21 protein-coding genes are annotated in these 23,778 nt (G+C 31.5%); 18 read left to right on the top strand and 3 right to left on the bottom strand.

What is annotated here, in order from left to right; all coding sequences use genetic code 11:
- From ACSBO6_RS10640 to vanY, 6 genes are all read left to right on the top strand, one after another.
- Positions 1-756 (top strand): ABC transporter ATP-binding protein, encoded by a 756-nt coding sequence (locus tag ACSBO6_RS10640; protein WP_098845949.1) that lies wholly within the window; start codon positions 1-3, stop codon positions 754-756.
- On the top strand, positions 746-2,692 hold the full coding sequence (locus ACSBO6_RS10635; RefSeq protein WP_498843323.1) for an FtsX-like permease family protein: 1,947 nt from the start codon (positions 746-748) through the stop codon (positions 2,690-2,692). The genes ACSBO6_RS10640 and ACSBO6_RS10635 overlap by 11 nt, the downstream gene beginning before the upstream one ends.
- 252 nt (positions 2,693-2,944) lie before the next feature.
- Positions 2,945-4,003, top strand: a complete 1,059-nt coding sequence (vanG, locus tag ACSBO6_RS10630) for a D-alanine--D-serine ligase VanG (protein ID WP_098845947.1) — start codon at positions 2,945-2,947, stop codon at positions 4,001-4,003.
- Positions 4,003-4,851 carry a D-alanyl-D-alanine carboxypeptidase family protein gene (locus ACSBO6_RS10625; RefSeq protein WP_098845946.1) on the top strand — a complete coding sequence of 283 codons (849 nt, stop codon included), beginning with the start codon at positions 4,003-4,005 and terminating at the stop codon, positions 4,849-4,851. Before vanG ends, ACSBO6_RS10625 begins: the two co-directional genes overlap by 1 nt.
- Complete coding sequence (gene vanT / locus ACSBO6_RS10620; protein ID WP_180232913.1) at positions 4,848-5,975, top strand: serine racemase VanT catalytic subunit; 1,128 nt, start codon at positions 4,848-4,850, stop codon at positions 5,973-5,975. Before ACSBO6_RS10625 ends, vanT begins: the two co-directional genes overlap by 4 nt.
- A gap of 726 nt (positions 5,976-6,701) precedes the next feature.
- Complete coding sequence (gene vanY, locus ACSBO6_RS10615) at positions 6,702-7,586, top strand: VanY-A/VanY-F/VanY-M family D-Ala-D-Ala carboxypeptidase (protein ID WP_098845944.1); 885 nt, start codon at positions 6,702-6,704, stop codon at positions 7,584-7,586.
- 490 nt (positions 7,587-8,076) lie between these two features.
- On the opposite strand, the gene ACSBO6_RS10610 is transcribed toward vanY, so the two are convergent.
- The gene (locus ACSBO6_RS10610; RefSeq protein ID WP_098845943.1) at positions 8,077-9,255 is read right to left on the bottom strand and encodes an MFS transporter; all 1,179 of its coding nucleotides are present in this window, start codon (positions 9,253-9,255) and stop codon (positions 8,077-8,079) included.
- Between the two features lie 263 nt (positions 9,256-9,518).
- On the opposite strand from ACSBO6_RS10610, the gene ACSBO6_RS10605 reads away from it, so the two are divergent.
- The 9 genes from ACSBO6_RS10605 to ACSBO6_RS10565 all read left to right on the top strand — a co-directional run bounded on the left by ACSBO6_RS10605 (position 9,519) and on the right by ACSBO6_RS10565 (position 18,949).
- Complete coding sequence (locus ACSBO6_RS10605; RefSeq protein ID WP_098845942.1) at positions 9,519-10,097, top strand: TetR/AcrR family transcriptional regulator; 579 nt, start codon at positions 9,519-9,521, stop codon at positions 10,095-10,097.
- 234 nt (positions 10,098-10,331) lie between these two features.
- Positions 10,332-11,786, top strand: coding sequence for a flavin monoamine oxidase family protein (locus ACSBO6_RS10600; protein ID WP_498843322.1), 1,455 nt, complete (start codon positions 10,332-10,334; stop codon positions 11,784-11,786).
- Between the two features lie 95 nt (positions 11,787-11,881).
- Complete coding sequence (locus ACSBO6_RS10595; protein WP_098845940.1) at positions 11,882-12,337, top strand: DinB family protein; 456 nt, start codon at positions 11,882-11,884, stop codon at positions 12,335-12,337.
- A 238-nt stretch (positions 12,338-12,575) separates the two neighbouring features.
- Positions 12,576-12,701, top strand: coding sequence for a hypothetical protein (locus tag ACSBO6_RS10590; protein WP_286138303.1), 126 nt, complete (start codon positions 12,576-12,578; stop codon positions 12,699-12,701).
- A gap of 324 nt (positions 12,702-13,025) precedes the next feature.
- Positions 13,026-14,378 (top strand): L,D-transpeptidase family protein, encoded by a 1,353-nt coding sequence (locus ACSBO6_RS10585; protein ID WP_498843321.1) that lies wholly within the window; start codon positions 13,026-13,028, stop codon positions 14,376-14,378.
- 342 nt (positions 14,379-14,720) lie between these two features.
- A complete protein-coding gene (locus ACSBO6_RS10580; protein ID WP_098845924.1) occupies positions 14,721-16,223 on the top strand; it encodes a spore germination protein in 1,503 nt (500 codons plus the stop codon).
- On the top strand, positions 16,213-17,319 hold the full coding sequence (locus ACSBO6_RS10575) for a Ger(x)C family spore germination protein (RefSeq protein ID WP_498843320.1): 1,107 nt from the start codon (positions 16,213-16,215) through the stop codon (positions 17,317-17,319). Before ACSBO6_RS10580 ends, ACSBO6_RS10575 begins: the two co-directional genes overlap by 11 nt.
- 19 nt (positions 17,320-17,338) lie before the next feature.
- A complete protein-coding gene (locus ACSBO6_RS10570) occupies positions 17,339-18,448 on the top strand; it encodes a GerAB/ArcD/ProY family transporter (RefSeq protein WP_498843319.1) in 1,110 nt (369 codons plus the stop codon).
- Positions 18,449-18,781: 333 nt separating this feature from the next.
- Positions 18,782-18,949: a hypothetical protein gene (locus tag ACSBO6_RS10565; RefSeq protein ID WP_180232909.1), complete on the top strand. Its 168-nt coding sequence runs from the start codon at positions 18,782-18,784 to the stop codon at positions 18,947-18,949.
- 116 nt (positions 18,950-19,065) lie between these two features.
- Here ACSBO6_RS10565 and ACSBO6_RS10560 read toward each other — a convergent pair whose 3' ends face one another.
- Together ACSBO6_RS10560 and ACSBO6_RS10555 are read right to left on the bottom strand one after the other, a co-directional pair.
- Positions 19,066-19,767, bottom strand: a complete 702-nt coding sequence (locus tag ACSBO6_RS10560; protein WP_098845921.1) for an FHA domain-containing protein — start codon at positions 19,765-19,767, stop codon at positions 19,066-19,068.
- 333 nt (positions 19,768-20,100) lie between these two features.
- The gene (locus ACSBO6_RS10555) at positions 20,101-20,271 is read right to left on the bottom strand and encodes a hypothetical protein (protein ID WP_180232908.1); all 171 of its coding nucleotides are present in this window, start codon (positions 20,269-20,271) and stop codon (positions 20,101-20,103) included.
- 236 nt (positions 20,272-20,507) lie between these two features.
- Here ACSBO6_RS10555 and ACSBO6_RS10550 point away from each other — a divergent pair, with 236 nt between their 5' ends.
- The 3 genes from ACSBO6_RS10550 (at position 20,508) to ACSBO6_RS10540 (ending at position 23,667) form a co-directional block, all read left to right on the top strand.
- On the top strand, positions 20,508-21,836 hold the full coding sequence (locus ACSBO6_RS10550; protein ID WP_498843318.1) for a glycosyl hydrolase family 18 protein: 1,329 nt from the start codon (positions 20,508-20,510) through the stop codon (positions 21,834-21,836).
- Positions 21,837-22,113: 277 nt separating this feature from the next.
- A complete protein-coding gene (locus ACSBO6_RS10545; protein ID WP_498843317.1) occupies positions 22,114-22,581 on the top strand; it encodes a hypothetical protein in 468 nt (155 codons plus the stop codon).
- Positions 22,582-22,854: 273 nt separating this feature from the next.
- A complete protein-coding gene (locus tag ACSBO6_RS10540; RefSeq protein ID WP_498843316.1) occupies positions 22,855-23,667 on the top strand; it encodes a VOC family protein in 813 nt (270 codons plus the stop codon).
- Positions 23,668-23,778 lie beyond the last annotated feature (111 nt).

The raw sequence follows: 23,778 nt of genomic DNA, 5'->3' as shown, positions 1-23,778 counted from the left end.
ATGGAAATGCTCAAAGTTAGTCATTTAAGTAAAAACTACGGAAAAGAAGTAATATCTCATGCTATAAAACATATAAGTTTTTCAATTGAACCTGGAGAATTTGTCGGAGTTATGGGGCCATCGGGTAGCGGAAAGACTACATTACTTAATTTGATTTCTACTGTTGATCAACCAACAACTGGTGAAATTCAAATTAAAGGTATTAATACAAAACAGTTGAATAGTGATGATTTAGCTCTCTTTAGACGTAGGGAGCTTGGTTTTGTCTTTCAAGATTTTAATTTACTCGATACTTTAACAATTGCAGAGAACGTGGTGTTACCACTTACCTTAGATAATATTTCCGTATTAGAGCAAGAGAGTAAGTTGTATAGTATCGCAAAAACTTTACGGATTGATCATCTTCTTGACAAAAGGACTTATGAAGTTTCAGGTGGTGAGGCACAAAGAACAGCAATAGCTAGAGCGATCATTCATAATCCTTCACTACTCTTGGCAGATGAACCGACTGGAAATTTAGATTCCAGATCAGCTAGAACTGTGATGGAATTGTTTGAGAAAGTTAATAAAGAGCAAAAGCTGACAACAATTATGGTGACGCACGACCCTGTGGCAGCTAGTTATTGTGAGAGGATTATATTCATTAAAGATGGTTTGATTTATAATGAAATTCATAGTGGAGGGAGTAGACTGCAATTCTATCAACAAGTAATTGATGTCCTTTCACTTTTAGGTGGAGATCCTTATGGATTTTAAACAGTTTGCGACCAGAAAAGTCATACGCAATGGCAAGGTTTATTTCGCATATTTTTTAAGTATATTCATTTCCGCAACTTTATTTTTCTCTTTGACCATGTTTATACTTCATCCCGAAAAAGGAACATTCAAGTCCTATATCAAGGTATCTCTTTTTGTCGCGGAATTTATTACTTATTTGTTTTTGTTTTTCTATGTATTTTATTCTAGCGGTGTATTATTGAAAAAAAGGTATAAAGAATTTGGAATTCTATATACGCTAGGCATTTCAAGAAAACAACTTCTTAAGATGATTTATATTGAAAATATGATAATTAGTGTGGCTGCAACAATTAGCGGCATCATTACTGGCTTAGTGTTCTCCAAACTATTTTTGGAAATCATCGAAAAACTTCTTAGGCTTCCTTCTTTACCGTTTTATTTTCCGATAAAAGCTATACTTATTTCACTTGTTTGTTTTTTGTTACTTGGCATTTTCGTCTCATTAATCACATCATTGTTTGTAAAGGAAAAAGAAATACTGCATTTACTAAAAGCAACAATATCAGCTAGTCCTGCTCCTAAATATTCAAAGTATATTGCATTCTTAGCCTTTATTTTATTAATTTCAGGATATATATTATCTTTTTTTGTAAATCAAATATATGCAGTATTTATCTCTGGTAACTTAATAGAGAATAGTTGGATTTATTGGCTTATTTCTAAAGGAGGTATTTTTGCAGGGTTTGTTCTAGAGAAATTAATATTAATCATTATCGGTATAGTCGTTATTGCCACTTATTTATTATTTTCCCAATTCATTATTTTTGGAATTGATTTATTGAAAAAAAATAAATACTTTTATTTAAGAAGCACCAATCTAATTTGGGTCTCTAATTTATTTCATCGCATACGTGATAATGCCAGAATGTATTTCATTATTACCATCACTTCTACAGCAGCTGTAATATTAAGTGGCGCTTCTTTCACTTTTTGGACAAATACCTTAAGAGATATAGAAAAGAGATATCCGATAGCGTTTACGTATGAAAGTTATCATAAAGAAGCGCCATTTACTGCAAAAGAAGTTCATTTTATAGAAGATCAATTAAAGAAAAATAGTCTATCTTATGAAAAATTAGTTGTCGAAAATAAATATCTTAAACAAAAGAATGCCCCTGAAATAGTTGTAATGAAATCTAGTGTATATAATCAATTTGCAAAACATTTAAACTTAATACCATTAATCTTAAAGAAGAATGAAGCCATTAAGATCATTAATCCAAAAAATCCAACCGAAAATATTCTTAAATCGGTTGGAGGAGTGAAGGTTCATATTAAGGAAAGTATTGAACTATCAATACCAAAACAAGATTATTCATTTTATGTGATTAATGATGAGTTATTTAATCGCATTGAAAACAAATATTTAATACCTTCAAAATATGCTCAGTATTTTTTTAATGTTAAAGATTGGACAGATACTTATACGATTTATGATAAGTTTGAGAAAAATTTCGGAAATAATACTAATTCATTATTTTTGTCGAAATCCCATATTTATGAGACTGAAAAAAGAGCATATGGTACGATTATGTTTTTATCGTTTTACTTAAGCATTATTTTCTTTGTAGCGACAGGAAGCTTTATCTATAACAAATATTATATGGATGAGGAAAGTGATAAACAGAAATATAAACAATTGCATAAGATAGGGGTAACTTTTAAGGAAATGAAAAAAATTATTTCAATTGAAATTGGCGTTATGTTCTTATTACCGTATATCGTTGCAACAATTCACTCTACAGTTGCTTTAGAAGCTATGAAAAGGATTTTTAAGCTAGATGTTGGCACTGCCACGATTACCGTTTTGAGCACTTTCTTGCTCTATCAGATTGTTTATTTCCTTATTATTTTTAAAAGTTATTTGAATGTAATAAAAAAACATCTTATCTAGAGCTAAAAATAGGATTTTATTTTTGCATCCAACTACAAAGGTTGGATGCTATTTTTTGTTTGCTTAAATAGATCGCTATTTTATTTCTTAACACATCCATTTTCATATGATCCCTAAATGAAATTAACAATGGAAACCTTACAATTCTGTAAGGAAACAGAAAGATTAATCGATACGTTAACCGGTTGCATCAGTGATATAAATAAGGTGTCTAAGACAACGAATTAAATTTACTCAAAGGAGTGCATATAAATGAAAAAACTTACTGTAGGAATATTATTTGGTGGAGTTTCTACTGAATACGAAGTATCACTTTCATCTGCTTCTTCTGTTATTCAACATATAAATAGAGATCAATATGATGTGGTAATGATCGGAATTACAAGACAAGGACGCTGGTTTCGATACAGTGGAGATGTTGAAGCCATCAAAGAGGATTGCTGGAGTGACCATTCAGGTTGTATTCCCGCGCAATTATCTCTTGATCGTTCCATGAAGGGATTAATTGAACTTGTTAATACAGAATACCGCTTTACCTCACTTGATGTCGTTTTTCCAGTAATGCACGGAATAAACGGTGAAGACGGTACCATTCAGGGACTTTTGCAACTTGCGAACATACCTTTCATCGGTTGCGATCTTATATCATCAGCAATGTGTATGGACAAACCTCTGTCTAAAATTTTGGCTAAAGAGGCAGGAATTCACGTTCCTCCATTTTTTATAGCAACAAAAGAAGTATTGGATGTAGATATTATTTTGGAGGCAGAAAGATTGGATTATCCCCTTTACATTAAACCAGCTCGATCTGGGTCTTCAATTGGAATTTCAAAAGCTTACAACCGAGATGAATTGGTAGCAGGTTTAAATGAAGCGTGGGAACATGATAACAAAATAATTATCGAGTCTCATGTTGAAGGTATTGAATTAGGATGTGCTGTTTTGGGAAATCGTGATCTTACTATAGGATTAATAGATGAAATTTCCTTATCAGGTGAATTTTTTGACAACACTGAAAAGTATACGCTTAGCAGTTCAACTATTCATATGCCTGCTCGAATTAGTCCCGAAAAGGAGAAAGAAGCAAAAGAAATCGCACTATGTATCTATCGCTTATTTGGGTGTAATGGGCTAGCAAGGATCGATTTATTCCTGACGCCTGATGGAACTCTCTTATTTAATGAAGTAAATACACTTCCAGGATTTACAGAGACAAGTCGTTATCCGAACATGATGCGTGGAGCAGGAATCGGATTTACAGAGCTACTCGATCGCTTAATACAAACTTCATTGGAGAGAGAAGGGATTTAATGGAGAAAACTATTAGTATTTGGAGTTCTGTTCCCAAATTTAAAGAAAAGGAAACTGACCACATTATTTTACAAAAGAATCAAATACATGAAGGAGAACTGATTTTGGTAAACAGGAATCACCCAGTTAAGATGCTCTCTCCGGACTTAATCCATTTGCCAACAGATATGCTTCAAGTCGTATCACCCGAAGAACCTTTTATTCAATTAGAGAAAGCATGCACGTTTCAGCTTACTAATTTAATTGATTATTGCGGAGGAAGGGAAGAAATCGCAATCGTTAGTGGTTACAGAACGAGGGAAGCACAGAATAAGCTCTATTGTAAATCCTTAATAGAAAACGGAAAAGAATTCACTACGAAGTACGTTGCTTTACCAGGTGCGAGTGAACACCAAACTGGATTAGCCGTGGATGTTGGCATTCATCAATTGGAGACTGATTATATCAGACCAGAATTCCCAGATAAAGGAGTAGGCAGAAAATTTCGAGAAGAAGCCACTGAATTCGGTTTTATCCGTAGGTACAAAGATGAAAAAAGTGACATAACAGGTATTGCAGATGAACCTTGGCATTATCGATTTGTAGGACATCCGCATTCAGTCATTATTGATCAGAAGAATTTATGTTTGGAAGAATATATCAACTATATAAAACAATTTCAATATGGGAAAAAACATCTATATCTAGAGCTAGGTGATCATTTATATGAAATTTATTTCACGTTTGCAGAGCGAAATTTTACCACTATTACAGTTCCGGCTAACGATTGTAACTGGACAATCTCTGGTAATAACGTAGATGGTTTTATCGTAACTACGCATTATTTGAAATGGGGGGACCGGAAATGATATGTGAGGACTATAGGGCATGGGTCGAAATTGATCTTTCTCGGCTCGAAAATAATGTTATTGCGTTAATGGATCTCCTTCCTAGAGGAACAGAGCTTATGGGAGTTATTAAAGCAAATGCTTACGGCCACGGGAGTGTGGATATTGCAAAACGGTTAGTACAGTCCGGGGTACATCATTTTGCCGTAGCAGAAATAGATGAAGCAATCAAACTGAGAAACTATGGGATACTAGAAGAAATTCTGATCCTTGGATACACGCCAACACACCGTTTGGAAGATCTTTTAGTTTACGACCTAACTCAAACAGTTGTTAATGCAGAAGATGGTGAGCGTCTTGGGAATTTTGGTAAACTTATAAAAGTTCACGTTAAAATCGATACCGGCTTAAACCGTTTAGGTGAACCTTATGTACGTACAGACAAAATATTATCGATATACAGGCAGAAGAATTTACAAATTAAAGGAACCTTTAGTCACCTAGCCGTAGCCGATAGTCTCCAGGATCGACATGTTAATTTCACGCGTGTACAGTATAATCGCCTTCAAAAAATAGCTGAACACATACGAGAAAATGGATATAACCCAGGAAAGATTCATATTCTTAATAGTTATGGCATAATCAATCATCCCTACATGCAATCGGATATGGTTAGACCGGGACTTGCAATATACGGTGTTCTCTCTAAAAAGGACACTTCTGTGGGCTCAAAAATAAATTTATTGCCCGTTTTATCACTCAAAGCTAGAGTTTCACGTGTCAACAAAATAAAAGCTGGGGATTCAGTAGGTTATGGACTTAGTTTTACCGCAGCCCGTGAAAGTGTCGTTGCGACGGTTACTATTGGATATGCAGATGGTATTCCTAGACAGTTATCTAAACTAGGAGGTGAGGTATTAATCTGCGGCCAACGAGCTTCAATAATAGGAAACATCTCCATGGATCAACTTTCCGTAGATGTAACTGAAATCAGCAACATTCGACAAGGTGACATAGTAACCTTGATTGGACAAGACGGTTCTGAAACGATAAGTTGTGAAGAGATAGCCTCATTGACTGGCACGATTACAAATGAGTTACTAAGCACCATTGGAGATCGTGTAAAAAGAAAAATTATTAAATAAAGAAGCGTTCAAATACCTGGATTCTAATATAAAAAAATTAAATAAACAAATATGATTTTTCAAATTTACCAAGTCATAAAGACAAAAATAAAAAAGAGAAGCTAATTTGTCATAAAAGAGGGGAAAAATGAATTCAATCCTGAAACTTATTGCAATATTATTTCTAGGAGGTGTTATGTTATTAATTATTGCAGAACCATTATTTTATATGTTGATGTGGACTGCAACATTATTATTTAAATAAATAAAAGACAACACGATACTTTTCTATCAATATTTTATATTTCTGTGACATTAATTGAGCAAAATAGATAGATTTTTAAGATCCAATTTACATGAGTTTCAACACTCCTTTATTTTTCCATTTCTATTAATGTTAACTTTTATTTGGATTCATTTACCAATTTATTATCTTAAATTGTAATTCTCGAGAGATAATTATCAAAATGTATTTCTTAATTGATAAAAGAATACGCCAAAAAATACCAAGAATTTTTTCTTGGTATTTTTTCTTCTCACCTAAAAGCTCAAAAAGTTAAATTTATATATAATTCAACATTACAACAATGTAAGAATCGAGTAAGTAAAATGAATCCCTAAAAAAGTAGTGACAAATTATTATTTAGTTATCGGAATACCAAAAGCAGTAGTTCTCATTGGTTACTAGATATAACAGCCATATCAGAAGAGAAAATGAATTAATAGATTAGGGAGGAAATTAAAAATATGAAGAAGTGGGGATTACTATTTTTATTAATACTAATGTGTGTGTATTTAACTTTCATAAATGTTGAACCGTTATTTGGAACAAAAGTAGTAAGTCAAATACCAAAACATATAAATGTAGATAACAAAGTAGAGGAAAAAAATACTTCTGAAAATATCCCTAAAATAACGATTGGAGAAGAACAAATTTATCAGGGAAATCTGCTGTTGGTCAACAGTAAAATTCCAGTTCAACAAGAAAGTATTAGGTCGGATATTATAAATCTATCTACGCATAATGAATTGACAGTAGGATTCAAATTGTTTGATAACGAAATTTATTTGTCAGAAGAAATAGCGCAGAGATTTTCAGAGATGATCGCTGCTGCAGAACAAGATGGAGTTACTAATTTCACCATAAATAGTGGTTATCGAGATTTTGAAAAGCAAAGTAAAATTTATCGAGAAATAGGTTCTGCATATGCCTTGCCCGCCGGGTATAGCGAGCATAATTTAGGCTTGTCTATTGATGTAGGATCAACACAAATGAAGATGGCTAATGCGCCTGAAGGAAAATGGATAGAAAATAACGCCTGGAAATATGGGTTCATTTTACGTTATCCAAGAGATAAAACGGATGTAACAGGAATTAAATTTGAACCTTGGCATATCCGCTATGTTGGTTTGCCACATAGTGCGATAATGAAGGAAAAGAATTTTGTTTTAGAAGAATATCTAGCGTACCTAAGGGCAAAAAAACAAATAAATATTAACAATAATGGGAAAAATTACACAATAAAATATTATCCTATTTCAAAAGGCAGAGAAATAAACATAAATGATCAAATTAATTATGAAATTTCGGGTAACAATACGGATGGAGTAATTGTAACCAATTTCGAATGAAAAGTGAAAAATAATAAAATACTTTAAATGAATTTTTACGATGGCATATAAAGTAAGATAATTTCATTCAAAAAGCAGATCTAGTTGGTTCTGCTTTTTTCCATTTATTCTCCTTTATCTGCACATTGAGTATTACAGGATGTCAGACTTAAATTAGTGTAATTAGCTTAGCTCCTTTATAAAGCAATAACCTCAGTTTGTAATGGTTTAAACACTATTTACTTAAGGCATTACTAATACTTCTTTTAAAAGGAGTATCAATTTTCCTTTTTTAAAGGCGTATTTTTTTTCTCCCTAAGATAATAAGAAAGAATGCTTCAATGAAATAAATTGGTTGCAATAAGAAGATCGTATTTATATTTGCGTCTGAGGTTCAAAACTGGTATGAGGATTTCAACATTTAAATGTGAAAATATCAAAGGGCTGAAAATTCAGCCCTTTGATATTTTAGTCGATTCAAAAATGTTTTTACTTTAATCATTTAAAACTACTATCGAGTTGTAACTGCTTCATAATATTTCTTAAATTTAATTGAATAAATTAACACATAGAAAATGAGTACCGCAGCAATTGAATTTAAAATGATTAATGAGAAGTTTAAGCTAAAAAATTGTGTCAGTATTCCAACTCCAATTGGAGGAATTATAAAACCAGAGTATGCACATAAATAGAACGCCGAAATGACACGAGGACGTTCCTCAGGTTTAGGTAATTGTCCAGCAAATCTTAATGCAGCTTGAAAAGACCAACCTGCACCAATCCCCTGCACAAGCATACCAAGCCAGAGTAATAATAAGTTCCCTGAGTGACCAGAAGCAACAATAATCCACGGGCCAATAGCTAGAAGTACTACTCCAATCCTCATGCGTTTAATTGGATTTTGAATCCATGGAAATAACTGTATTAATGAGCCTATTCCTAATAGTAAAAACATTAATAAACCAGGAATAGCCAGATTATCTGTATGAATGACAATTTTGACGAAAGAAGGAATTAGTGATAATACAATTCCACCTAACATGAAAAAAGTAAACGCAGGTAGACCAATAATAGAAATAAAATGTGATCGAATATTTTTTGGTACACCTAGTGAAATTTTTGTATTTGCTTTTTTATTTGAAAGAGCTTCTTCATTCTTTGGTAATATTTCTAACAAAATCAATGAAATAAATAGCATTATTATCAATACCCAAAACGGCAACTGAAGAGGTTGAAACTGAATATATTGTACGATCAACCCAGAAATTGCTGGACCTAATCCAAAACCAATATTTACGATTATACCTGAAAATTTTAATGCATTACTTACTTTATCTTGAGTAGTTTGCTTTAATAAAAAAGCGCTTGCTGTACCAGTAAAAGCACCGTATGCTAATCCTTCTAATATCCTTGCTGTGTAAAGCATCCAAACGTTTTGACTAAAAATGAAAAGCAATGTTGACACTATAGAGATCCATATACTGAATCGAAGCACTCTTTTTAAACCCCAAGTACTACCTTTAGCTCCTACAATTAGTAAAGTAGGTAGCAATATAATCGCATAAACTGCAAATAATAGACTAATTTCTAAATTGCTAAGTTGATAATACTTCCCATATAAAGGGAATAATGAGGAGATAAATGTAGCCCCACAGGACATTAGTAACACAATCCAAAGCATTTTTTTCATAATATTTCTCCTTTTTAATTAACGAAATAAGTCATTTATCTATTGATTATTCTTCATTTGAAATTCTTTTTATAATCCATTTACGTACAAAAAATTTTGAAATATATGTGATCACCTCTTCAACTCTTGTTAGATAATTGACAACTGTCGTACCTTTCATTAAAATGAGGGAGACAGGTCTGTACCGTGTATATCCACATGATACAGACAGTTCTGTCTCTTGTCAATGAAGTTTTTTATTATAATAGAAAGAGGTTACTATAATGACAAAAGAAACTGCAAAGGAACGTATTTTACGAGTAGCTTCTGAATTATTTTATTCTGAAGGAATACGTGCTGTAGGTATAGATCGTATAATTGCCGAATCAGGAGTTGCAAAATCAAGTTTTTACCGAAATTTCGCGACGAAGGATGATCTAGTTATTGCTTTTTTAGAACTTCGACATAGTCGAAATCTAGCTAGAATAGATGAAATTAAAAGTCTGTACCCAAATGAACCAATTAAACAGTTGAATGAATTAATTAAAAGACTTTCAGAAGTTATCCTCAAACAAGATTTTCGTGGATGTGCATATACAAATACATTGCTTGAGTTTCCAGATGCTATACACCTGAATCATCAAGCGGCTTTGAAATGTCGTAAGCATCATGAAGGATTAATTGCACAAATTGCGCGAGACTCTGGAGTGAAAAATCCTGAATCTTTGGCTTCGCAAATAGAAATGTTGTATAGCGGGGCTTATGTAGAAACTCGTATTCATAAACCAGAAGTAGGTAGTGAAAACTTTTTAAACGCGGCAATGACTCTCATCCAAGCTCATCTATCAAATAGTTTAAAATAGAGTACTTTCTAACAATAGTAGGTAAGATATCTAAGTTTAAGAAAGAATTTATGTAAATAAAAAAATCCAAAATATTTGGAGGGTGACACGAAAAAGTAACCTATAATAATCCTTGTAAATTAATAATCGTAATATTATTAGAACACTCACTCCATTTGTATGATAAATAATTCTAAATTTGCTTAATTAAGAATAAAATTTCTACGAACAAAAATCATGGAAAGAGTGATAAAAATGAGATTAGCCAATAATCCTTCTAAAGATCAAATGTTATTTATCATACGTAATGGATTGCCTAAATCAACAAATCCAAAACGAATAACAATCGTCGGTGCAGGTTTGGCTGGGTTAGTGGCTGCTTCATTACTAATGGATTCAGGTCATCAAGTCATCCTACTAGAAGCTAATAATCGTGTAGGCGGGAGAGTATATACTGAACGTTGTGCATTTGTAAATGATCAATACTTGGATTATGGCGCAATGCGTATACCAGAGACTCATAAGCTTGTAATGGAATATATTAAAAAATTTAATTTGCCGATAAATAAATTTATCAATACTACTTCAAATGATTTATTTTATGTGAATGGCGTTAAGACAACAAAAGAAAAATATGACAAAAATCCGGAAATATTAAATTTTCCGGTTGCAGCATCTGAAAGTGGTCTTAATTCTGATCAATTATTAAATTTAGTTATTAATCCGATAATCGAATATATTAATCAAAACCCTGAAGTGAATTGGGGAAATATAGTGAAACAATTTGATCATTATTCGATGGATCAATTTTTGAAATATAATCCAATCGGTGTTTCATTGTCCCAAGGTGCTGTGGAATCAATAAAAACAAATGTTGGAACAAGAGGTTTTCCAGAATTGGCATTTACAGCAGTGTTTAGAGAATTTATGATATTTTTTACTAATCCTACATTTTATGAAATTACAGGTGGTAATGATCAGTTACCAAAGTCGTTTCTATCACAATTAAAGAATAATATTTATTATGGGCAAAAGATGACAAAATTGGTTCAAAATCATGAACAGATAGTTATTCATACATTAAATATAAAAAGTAATGAATCATTTCAAACTTCTTCTGATCTAGCTATTCTTACCGTCCCGTTCTCTGTGTTAAATTTTGTTGATGTTGTACCATATCATTCTTTTTCTTATAACAAATGGAGAGCGATTCGAACAATTCACTATATGGCTGCAACTAAGATTGGTTTGCAATTTAAAACAAGATTTTGGGAAAAGGATGGTATTTATGGTGGAATGTCAATTACAGACCTCCCAATAAGATTTTCATATTATCCTAGTAGTGGACTAGGTACTAATGGACCTGGTACTATTGTTGCAAGTTATACTTGGGAAGATGATGCATTGTATTGGGACAGTCTATCTGAAAATGAGCAAATTCAATTAGCATTAAAGGATCTCTCATTTTTATTTGGTAATCAGGTGTATTCTGAATTTATTACCGGTTTTCCTTATAGTTGGACACTTGACCCTTTTGCAGCGGGGGCTGTTTCTATGTTAAAACCGGATCAATTGAAGGAGCTTGGTCCCTACCTTGCAACGCCGGAAGGAAAAGTACATTTTGCTGGAGAGCATACATCATCTGTACCTGGTTGGATGGAAGGGGCAATTGAATCTGGTATACGGGTAGCCATGGAAGTTAATGATTAGAAGAGGTTATGACAAAAGTCATGGCCTCTTCTTTTCGAATTTATTAGTAGAAGAGGATTTTGTAAATAAAATGATAAAAATTAGGAGATCCAAAAATGAATGAAACATTTGTTTTTCAATTATTAAGTAAAAAGTATAAAAAATTGTTGGACTTATTAAAAAAGTGTCCTGAAAACCAAAGAGATGTGATACCTGAAGGATTTAAAAATAATATTCATTGGCAATTCGGTCATATTCTTTATTCTACAGATTACTTTGTTCTTGGATTATCTGGTAACAAAAGAATGTTACCAGATAGTTATCAAACATTTTTTTCATACGGTACAAAACCAATTGAATGGAACGATGAACCACCTGAATGGAATGTACTAATTGAGCAATTAAAGGGACAGATTGATTCTATTTACGATATTTTAAATGGTCAACTTAATAAACATGTAGAAGAAAATTTCTTAAATGCAAATACAATTGGGGAATTATTAGTTTATAACATATCGCATGTATCTGAACATATAGGTGTGATCATAACCTTACTTAAAATATTGAATTAATAAAAGCATATATCTCAAAAACAGTGAGATTAAAGCATCTTATTATTTTGAATTTTTGTGTAACAAACACATAATGAGTATTATGATTAAATACTGGTTTAATTTGAGTTTTTAGATCATAACTAAAAGATTGATATTTAATTTAAAAAATTAAAACAAGTTCACATTAAGTTCACATCAATAGATTATAATCACCTTATCCTTAAATTTTACTTAAACAGAAAGAAGGTGGGATTAATTGAAGCCCATTCAACCAATTTCAGCAGATGAAATGCAAAAATTTGAAGAGAACCTTAAAAAACATAATTGGATTTTAATGTTAATAACAGTCATCACAATACCATTTATCGTAAGTTACTTGTAATAAAAGAAAACTTCTATTACTGTTTTCTTTTTTACATAGCCCCCCAAAAAGAATAGTTCAATAAAAAAGCCAAGAATTTTTTCTTGGCTTTTTTATTGCATTTAACTTGGCCAATAATCGAATTGAAATGTTTACAATTTTGAAACATCCTATGACAAAAATTGTTACATTTAAAATCTATGATACAGATATAAGTTTTCAGGAGTGTGATACATGAAAAATAGCAATTGCAAAAATGTAACGTTATTCATACTTAACAAAAAATGAATTTTGAATCTTCAAGCCTTCTTGTTAAGTAATTTAATAGATAAAAGGAGCGAGCCGATGTCTAATAAGATTATATGGATACTTTTGGGAATTTTATTGATCCTTTTCCTCATTCCAAAAGCGAATGCTACTACATTTAAGTTTCATTTTTACAATAATGAGTTCTCTAATCATATCGAACAAATGAACTTAAACACGACAAAGGCTACTTATGGTCAGACAATTGAGATTTTATTAAAAACGAAAAAAAATGCTGAACAAGTTTCGTTAACATTTTCAAATGGTACGAATCAAAAAGATATTTCTCTAATAAAAACTTCTAAAAACTCTTTTTCTGGAAAAATGAAGATTACTAGTTCATTTACAAAAGGGGAATATAGTCTTGATTCGATTAAATTTAATGATCGAAATTTAGTAAACTATAAAGAAATCAATTTCACTATTTCAGATTTACCGACTCCAACTATTGACCAAGTAACAAATCAATCAACAACTATTAAAGGGGTATTTCTTTCAAATAGTCAGGTTGAAGTTTATATCGATTCAAAATTTATAAATTCCGTGAAAACAAATGAAAAAGGTGAATTTACTGATCCTATTAAACCATTGACAGAATTTACTAATATAAGCATTATCGGGGTTAGTGAAGGAGTAAAAAGTAAACCTACTACGGTTAGTGTAAAAGATACGATTGCACCTTCTATCCATTCTATTTCTTCTATCAATGATCGTTCACAGAATATTACTGGTGTATCTGAGCCTTTCACAACAGTAAATGTATATATGAACGGAAATCTAATCGGAAAAAGTACTGTTAGCTCAAACAGAAAGTTCACTGTAAAAATTGCTAAACAAAAAGCCAATTCAATCCTTAAAGTTATCGTTTTGGATCGAAGTAATAATCAAAGTAAACCATATACATTGCGTGTTTCACATTCTATTTCAGCAGTGGAAAGTACAGCTCAAAACAGCACAAAACTATCTACTGGCCAATTGATAATTATTAATACAAAGACGAATAAACTTAATTATTATCGCAATGGTAAACTTGTTAAAGCTTTTACTGTTGCAACAGGTAAGTCATCAACACCAACACCTACTGGAAAATTTGTCATTTCAAACAAAGTTAAGAACCGCCCATGGTACAAGGGAAATATTCCTGGAGGCGATCCTAGGAATCCACTTGGTAACCGCTGGCTAGGATTAAGCGTTGGTGCTGCTTATGGTATTCACGGAAACAATAAAGAAAGTTCTGTAGGGCAATCAGTTAGTTCAGGCTGTGTTCGAATGCACAATAGTGAAATCCAATGGCTTTTTGAGCAAGTAAACATAGGTACAACTGTCATTATTGCTAATACTTCAAATTCGAATGGGAAAATTGCCCGCTCTTATGGAATTTCAATCGCATAATAAAGAAAAGGGATGTCTAGTTGTCACAGTTTTTTTGACAAGGAGACATTTCTTATTTTTTATTTAGGACAAAAACATGTTCTCTAATATGAATTTTTGAACGATTTTCTTCTTCTCTAAAGAATTGATTATTTGATCCGTCCATCCAGAATGTATTGGAAGAATGAACTAAATCGCATACATTTTATTGAATATAAATTGGAAAGAACGAAAAAATAAAGTAGGGAATAAAATGGAAATTCTAAGTAGACTCTATTTATATCTTTAAAAACATAATTACCCTCAGTTACATAACGATCTCAAACGTAAAGTCAAAATAATTCAATCTATTGGGTGGTCTAAATGCGTTTACAATCTAATGAACGGAATAGCGGGGAGACAAAAAAAGAAACAAAGTCAATAACATCCATATTTCAACAAGCTGCTAAATCGAGTGATTTTCATCAATTTTCATTATCTGAAGAACAGGATCTAACCATTAGTTACTATAAAAGCATGGTCGATTCAGATAAAATAAATAATCTTTTACTCCCAGCATTACAAGAGCATTATAAAAAAATTAGTACGATTAATGATGTGAAAAAGTTGATTCCTTTTGAGGATGTTGAAGTAACAACTGATCCAGTAGATCTCGAAAAAAAATTAATAAAAGGATATGTTATTCTTGAATTCAGCTATTTCAAGCGCTTTTTGGCGATAAACGTAGAAAATTCAAATCTTGGTTACCGCGAAAATAATGATACAGAAAATGAATTTAGTGTGATTGGTCCAAAAGTAGGATTTGTTGAAGACCTGAGTACTAATCTTCATCTAATTCGAAAAAAATTACCTATACCTGAGTTAGTTTTTGAGGAAATCAAAGTAGGTTCAATGTCTAAAACAGAAGTCGTTATAGCCTATATAGATGGCATTACGAATCCAGAATATATCGAAACTGCTCGTCAACGTTTGGAAAACGTCGACTTCGATGTTATTTTTGATAATTCAATCATTGATCAACTTATTTCAGATAACTCAAATTCGCCTTTTCCTATTTTTTTATCTACTGAACGGACTGATCGGGTTGTCTATGCAATGATTAACGGGCAAGTTGCGATCTTATCGAATGGTTCCCCATACATTATTACAGGACCGACCACTATATTGGATTTTTTCATTTCTCCAGAGGATTATTTTCTAAATTGGGTATTAGGATCGTTTTTTCGCATTATTCGTATAATGAGTGTTATTTTCTCTTTGTTTGCGACACCAATCTATGTAGCAATTTTAACATTTCATTACGAAGTTTTACCTGACGATTTATTGCAGCCATTAATTAGTTCTAGGGCACATGTTCCATTTCCCCCAATGTGGGAAGCTATTTTTTTAGAGACTACAATTGAATTATTAAGAGAAGCTGGAGCTCGATTACCGACAAAAATTGGACAAACACTTGGTATTGTAGGTGGTATTGTAATCGGACAGGCATCAGTCCAAGCAGCATTAACAAGTAATATCTTACTGATTATCGTATCACTATCTGCACTTGCTTCTTTCACTACACCTATATTTAAAATGTCAAATGCCATTCGACTTTTGCGGTTTCCACTCATTTTACTTGCAGCATTTATGGGTGGTTTTGGCATCATAATAGGATTTGTACTTATTTTAGGGCATTTATTAAAACTTAAATCGTTAGGAAATCCATATATGGTACCTTTGTATCCATTTAGAATAAAAAGCTTTAGCGATACTTTTATTCGGTCACCCTATCAATTTACAACGACTCGCAGTAGCTTTTTAAGACCTCTTTCACTAAAAAGATATAATCCTAAAAAAAATAAGGATGATCGTCATGAAGAATAGGAAAAACCGAAAACATATTTATATTTTTAGTGGATTTTTTCTACTTTTGTTATTGCTATCTGGTTGCTCTCTTCCACAAAAAATTATTAATGAAGTGCAAATTATATCAGTATACGGTTTTGACAAAGTTGAAGATCATTTTGTTGGAACGGCACTTTACTCTGATTTTACAGAAGTAGACAATAAAGGGAGTTCTATGCTACAGGGGAGTGGTAAGAAATCTCTATTAATTAAACAAGCATTAAATAAACAATCCCCAAAACCGCTTGAAATGGGTAAGGTGAACCTTTTTATTTTTGGAAAAGAATTAGCTGAAAATGGGGTTTCGTATTTTATAAAAGCGGTTTGTAGGGATCCATTGATTGGAAGCAATGCAATATTAGCTGTTTCAGAAGAACCAGTAGAAGAATTATTAAAGAAAAACCTCCACAAAGACAGTAACTATATCTATAAATTAATTGAACAAAATTTTAAAAATCAATTTGTACCGGTTCCAACTATACATAGTTTTTTATTTGATTACTACGGAGAGGGTAGAGATGCTTCTTTACCTTTTATTAAGACAAATGAAAAGGGAAATATTGAAGTAAATGGTCTAGCTGTTTTTAAGAAGGACAAACTTGACTTTATTTTAGATCCAAAAGAAAGCTTACTCTATAAAATATTAAGAGGTAGAGTAATTAGAGGACAAACCGAATTTAATATACAGAAGGGGAAAAAAATTGATACCGGAATATTATCGATTTTAAATGGGAACGAAAAAAAATATATAAATACAAAAAAAGGAAAAACAAAAGTGAAATTTGATATTACTTTAAAAGGGATGGTAAAGGATTATCCAGATTGGTTAGATTTAATGAAACGAAAAAATAATATACTTTTAAACAATCAATTGGAAAAACAAATGGAAGAAGATTTTGAAAAACTATTATTACATTTCCAAGAACGTCAAGTCGATCCTATAGGTATAGGTGATTTAGCAAGAGTCCATTCAAGAAAATGGAACGAAAAGGAGTTTTATGAAAAGGTGTATCCAGCAATTGAATATGATGTGAATGTCAAAGTAGTATTATTCCAATCTGGAATTGGCCAATAAAAAGTAAAGGAGATCGTCTATGAGTAAACAATTAAAAGAAAGTCTGACAGTATCTCCCTTTTTCTTATTATTTATTTTTAATAGTACCCAAACAGGTGTAGGCTTGCTGAGTTTTCAAAGTAAAATAATAAAAGGAGCCGAACAAGATGCATGGTTATCGGTTTTAGTAGTTGGTATCTCTATACATATCATTATTTGGTTAATGTATTACTTATTAAATAAATCTAATAACGGAGATATTATGTCTTTACATCAAGAATTATTTGGGAAATGGATTGGTAATGTATTAAATATATTTTTTTATATTTACATGCTTTTAGTCGGAGCTACAATCATTCGCTCCTATATAGCAGTTCTTATTACTTGGGTTTTTCCATATTTTCCAATATGGCTCTTATCATTTATTATGCTTCTTGTCATCACCTATTTGGTTATTGGAGGATTTAGAGTCATTACAGGCATCTGTTTTTGGGGAGTACTAATTCCATCTCTTTTATTGCTTACATTTTATTTCCCATTGAAATATACATATTGGACGAATTTATTACCACTATTTAATCATAGTATAAGTGATTATTATGCTTCCGCAAAGAATTGTATTCTGATGTACTCTGGACCTGAATTTTTGCTTATTTACTTTCCGTTTATTAAAAATAATATAAAATCCCAAAAATGGGCACATCTTTCACAAGCGTGTACAATCATTTTATACTTATTTATCACATTCATTTCATTTGCTTATTTTAGTGCCGGACAGCTTAAACATATAACTTGGCCAACACTTATGATTTCAAAAATTATTCGCTATCCATTTATCGAAAGATTTGAATATGTATTTATATTTTTATGGTTATTAGTTATTCTTCCTCCTTGCTGTATGGCATTGTGGGGAGCTTTCCGAATTTTAAAAGAATCGTTTAAATTTAAAACTAAGAAGTCTTTATGGTTTTCAATTCTAATTGTTCATTTAATGGTAATTAGTGTTAGCAGTAAAACGGGTGCGGAGAGTATCGCGATTTTTATGACATACGTCACTTCTAGTTTTCTTTATTTTTATATACCATTTTTATTTTTGGTGGTTCTTGTGTTTCAAGCGTTTAAAAAAACTAATTATTTAGGGAGTAATTAGTTTAGAATTTAAAACGTTAGAAAGGAATCAAAGCTGTTTGTTGCGTCTTTTCTATTAAATCTGATTTTTTAACTAATATCTATTCGGAAAAAAGCTAACAACTAAAAACCTGTTCCTGAAGCGGAGCAGGTTTTTTATTTTACTAAAAAAGTGTTGTTTTGCATAGATAACGAAACGAATCATTAGAGAAAGAGATAATAATTTAAAATGTTAGTGTTTTGTTATCAATATGATATTGAGTAAAAAAGCGGGAAGTAATACCTTTACATAAGTACATAATTTCGTTTTAGACGATTTTGATTTCATTTGATTACTGTAAAAAGGGTGAATTTAATGTTTTATTTATTAATGATTATTGGAACAATAGTATGGTATATTCTATTAATTTTACCTGTATATGTATGCGCAATATTTCTTTTTGTAGGATCACTGTGTTCTTTTATTGCAATTTATATTGAATTAACAATTTTAGAGAAAAAAGTAAGAGCTAATTTATTATAAGCTGACATTTATCGAAAAATAAGTATATTTGGTTTGTTATTATCCAAAAAAGAAATACAATTATTTGCTAAAGAAGAGTGTGGAATGTTTTTAAACTATTCTACACTCTTTTTCCATTACAAATCCTCTAAATCAAACAGATATCCATACCGTGGAACGGAAACAATTTTATGACCGTATTTTCCTAATTTCTTACGTAATCGATAGATAAGAGTATTAATTTCTTCTCGTCCCACATCAGGCTGCTCAATATCTTTCGTCATCCGTTCAGGCCAAACACCTATTTTAATTTCGTTATAGCTTACTGCGCTATTGGCTCTTTGATATAACAACAAAAATAACTCTGTATCTTTACTTGTTAGATGGATTCTTACGCCATCAATTAGAATTTCTCGCTTAACTACGTTCACCGTTAAACCATTAAATTCGTTTATTTGTTTATCGAAAACTAATGGCATATCAAGTGTGTCTCCAAGGTTTTGCTCTGATAGATTATGAAAAATAAGAATAGCGGCACCACTTGCAAGACTTATACAATCGCCATCTCGAAGGAAATAAGGTTTATTTTTCTCTATCGAAATATGGTTTACTTGTGTTCCATGTTTACTCATGAGATCAACGATTGTGTAATTTTTCTCTTTATCGAAACTAATTAATGCATGTTTTCTTGAGATATATTGACTTGTAAAAGGAATATCTGGGCATTCATTTCCCCACGTACGGCCTAGTAATGTTTTATTATACGAAATCGGAATTCTATTTTGGTTTGTGGCTGTTTCTCCTTGCTTTATAGAAAGATAAACGTTTTGAATACTCATGAAGTTACTCCTTTGAAAACTAATCTAGTTAAACAAAAAAGAGTATATCATAAGAAACTAAATTGTAAAGACAATTCATTATTTATTGTATCTTTTAATGAGAAAAAAGTAGGAACTAGATTATTAACTTAATAAAAAAGTACTTTAAATTCATTTACAGATTGCTAATAATCGAATTAATTCATTTAACTAGTAGATTCAGCGGTAACCTTTATTTTTTTCATATTCGTGCAACGGTTTTAAGCATTAAATCTGATTTTAAAAATCAAATTTTAAACAATTTAAAGAGCTAATCGTTAAAGTATTCGATTAGCTCTTTTTACTTACTTATTTTTACTTAGGATTTTTGTTTAGCATTTCAATCATTTGGTTTCTTTCTCCGCCATCAGAAAGATCTTCTGAAAATTCATGCTCTCTCTTTTTACCTAACAGTTCTTCAGATGTACGGATTGTGCTAGATGGCAAATTATTATTAGCAGCAGCTTGTTCATTCCATTTACTCATTCAGATCACCTCTTAGGATAAGTATTAGAATTTGTCCATGGATTTATTTAGAAACTTGTAAAGTAAAAGTGTACCTAAAGGAGAAAAAGTTTATATGGGAGTTATTAACGTAGAAATGACGTCTTTTTAGATTCTTTTACTATTTTTTATACATTTAAGTAAAATTTTCATATTAAGCAAATGATAAAAACAGTAGTTACTACGTATCCAATAGTCTAATAACAAGGTGGGTAAACATGCATAAGAGATTATTTATGATAGTATTTACGTGTTTATTTTTATTCTTACTTCCAGCCAGTACATCTTTTGCAATTGTCATATACGAGGTTAAACCCGGAGATAGTTTAAATAAAATTTCCAATCAGTACAAATTAAATGTTAAAACCTTTGCTCAATTAAATGGACTTGAAAAAAATGACAAATTAGTAATCGGTCAAGCAATGATCATTCCAGGGTCAACATATTATGTGAGAAATAATGAAGCTTTATGGGATATTGCTTACAGACATTCAATTAGTGTTAAGTTATTGAAATCCAAAAATAAGCTATCAAATGACAATATCATTCCTGGGCAAAAATTGTTCATTCCGACAATTTCATCAAAGAAAATTTGGACGGGCACTTATTTTATTCCTCAAAATAAAAAAACGAATAATTGGATGCTAGATCATTATAAAAAAACGTTAACAAGTATTTTTATTTTTGAATATCATCCAACTAAACAAGGGCATTTGATAAAAGTAAAAGATAATGGTGCGATTAAACATGCTTGGAATAAAGGGATAACACCTTATGCCACCTTTACTAATATTAGCGATAAAGGTTTTGATCCAAATCTTATTCATAATTTGATTCATCATAAAACCTTACGTAAAAAACTAATCTCAAATATTTATTCATTATTAGATCAAAATCACCTTAAAGGAATCAATTTGGATTTAGAAATGGTTAAACCTGGTGACAGAGTAGATCTTAATCAATTTATTAAAGAATTATCTGTAAAGTTGCATCGTTCTAAAATGGAACTAATAATCGCTATGCCTCCAAAAGATGGGGATAATATTCCAAGTTACTATAATGCTTATGATTATAAAACAATTGGAAAATATGTCGATAAGATGTTTATCATGGCGTATAACTGGCATTGGGCAGGGAGTACATCTGGACCTATAGCCCCAATCCAAAATGTGAGAAAATCTTTAGAATATGCAGTAAGTGTTGTTCCAAGGTCAAAATTATTACTTGGAATTCCTCAATATGCATATGATTGGCCAATAAATGGTACGATTCAAACAGGAAGAGCATATTCTACACAAAACGCAATAAATACTTATAAGAAATATGAAAGTCAAGTCTACTATGATCAAGAGGCATCAGCACCAGCGTTTCGGTATCTAGATAAGAAAGGAATACAGCATGAGGTATGGTTTGAAGACCCTCGAAGTTTACTTGCAAAATTTCATTTAGTAAAAGAATATAATATAGCTGGATTAGGATGCTGGCACTTAGGCATAACCGTTCCACAAACAGAAGAAATTTTATTAAATGAATTTCGGATTCAATAATTTTTTAAAATTTATGCTTTACTCATTGTTACATATTTCGGAGCTGAAACTACTCAGCTCCTTTTATCAGTTACGGTGAAAATTTCTTCAAAATTAGATTTTCAATGGAACAAGAAGACTACATCAAACTGGTTAAAAGGTTAGTATCTAGTATGCGAAGAATTTTTATTGTTCTTTTTATACTAAAATGTACATCTTTTATCAGTTGTCTCATATCGTTTAATAGACGGACATGTGATGAAAGAAGAGTGTTATATGGAAGAGAGGATGTCAGATGATGAAGCGATTTGCAACGTATTATCCATATGATCAAAAATTGGTGATTGAGAATCATCACAAACACTTTCAAAGCGAAATGAAAACTGTACAATCGTTTACTAATTCAAGATTGCTGTTCGATAAATCGGTTAAAGAAATAGGAAAGAATGTGATACTTATAGGGCTAGGTGTAGGCTTAGTAGGACTACTAGTTCCAACAAGTAAACTTTTCTTATACCAAGCAGGCATGATCATTGGGAATGCCTTCTACCATGCAATCGATTGGGTGCATTATGAATATGGGCAACACATTCATAACTTATCATCAATCAAGATCAGTTCCGGACATTTTTTGGCCACGATTGATCCACAGCATACAATCGATAGTCCACTTCCAAAAGACCGACATTATCTCCTTGAGAAAATCGATGGAAAAATGAAAAATCATTTCGAAGGGGTTAAAGATTTCCTAGAACGAAATAAATGAAGAAAAAACTCCTTGCCTTGTTGAGGAGTTTTTTATGTTGGTCATTTTTGTATATAGATTTCCCTAAAATTTTAAAAATGAAGACAGATGAGAATGATTGGGTCAACGATGAATAGGAGTACTTACTTAAATGTTTACTCTTATTTAATTATCTAATAACATTAATAGATAAGCGGAAGTATTATTAACATATTAAAAATTTGACGAAAACAAGGATCATGCAGGCAGACATCTACTAATGAAACTAGAAAATAAAGGGAAAGGAGTACAATAATGGATTTATTCTTCGATCACCTTGTTTGGTTTTTTAAGAAACCAGAGAAAACAATTTTACCTTTAAAACAAAGAGGGATTCATGTTGTGAAGGGTGGACGTCATGAATCTTGGGGTACATATAATACGCTAACTTATTTTGGCTTAAGTTATATTGAATTTTTAGGAATTGAAAATTTATCAATAGCAAAGAAACATGAGGAAAATCGATTAGTTACGCAAATCGTAGAGCAGCTTGCAAATGAAAGTCGGGAAGGTCCAGCGACAGTAGCAATCCGAACAAATCATATTGAAGAACTAGCAACTAAACTTAAAAAAGAAGGACTCACAGTATTTGGACCGCTGAACGGCGAGAGAGTTCGTGCTGATGGACAGATAATCAGATGGTCATTATTATTCCCTGAATACCCTGAGAAAAATGTAAAGTTACCATTTTTTATAGAATGGGAAAATTCAGATGAAGAAAGGTATTCGGAGTTAAAAGACCAAGGAATTATCGGTTCTCGCTTATTAGGTCTACCAATACTGGATAGTATTGGTTTTGTCGTCAATAATTTGGATAAGACAGTAGAAATTTGGGAGGAATTATTTGGCCTTCAAAAAGGTGATGAATACACAGATCATGAAATCAATGCTCGTTGTAGACTATTAAATTTGAATGGAACTAATTTATTATTTTGTACACCAATTGGAGATGGTCCAGCTGCTAAGGTTTTAAAAGAAAAAGGGGAGACACCTTTTTTAGTGAACCTTACTGATACAAATCAAAATCTCTTTTTTGAAATGTTTGATGGTTATTGGAACTTTCAATAATTAAAACAATAAATGACAAAAAATGAAGGATAGAAAAACAGATAAGATATCTGCTATTTCTATCCTTTTTTGTACTTTCTTTTAAAATATGGTGTAGATTTTTTATTGTGT

It is taken from the genome of Bacillus sp. AL-1R (assembly GCF_052180195.1).
In the GTDB taxonomy this organism is placed as follows: Bacteria; Bacillota; Bacilli; order Bacillales; family Bacillaceae_G; genus Gottfriedia.
Note: the sequence above shows the minus strand (reverse complement) of the source record. Positions and strands in the feature narration are given on the sequence as shown.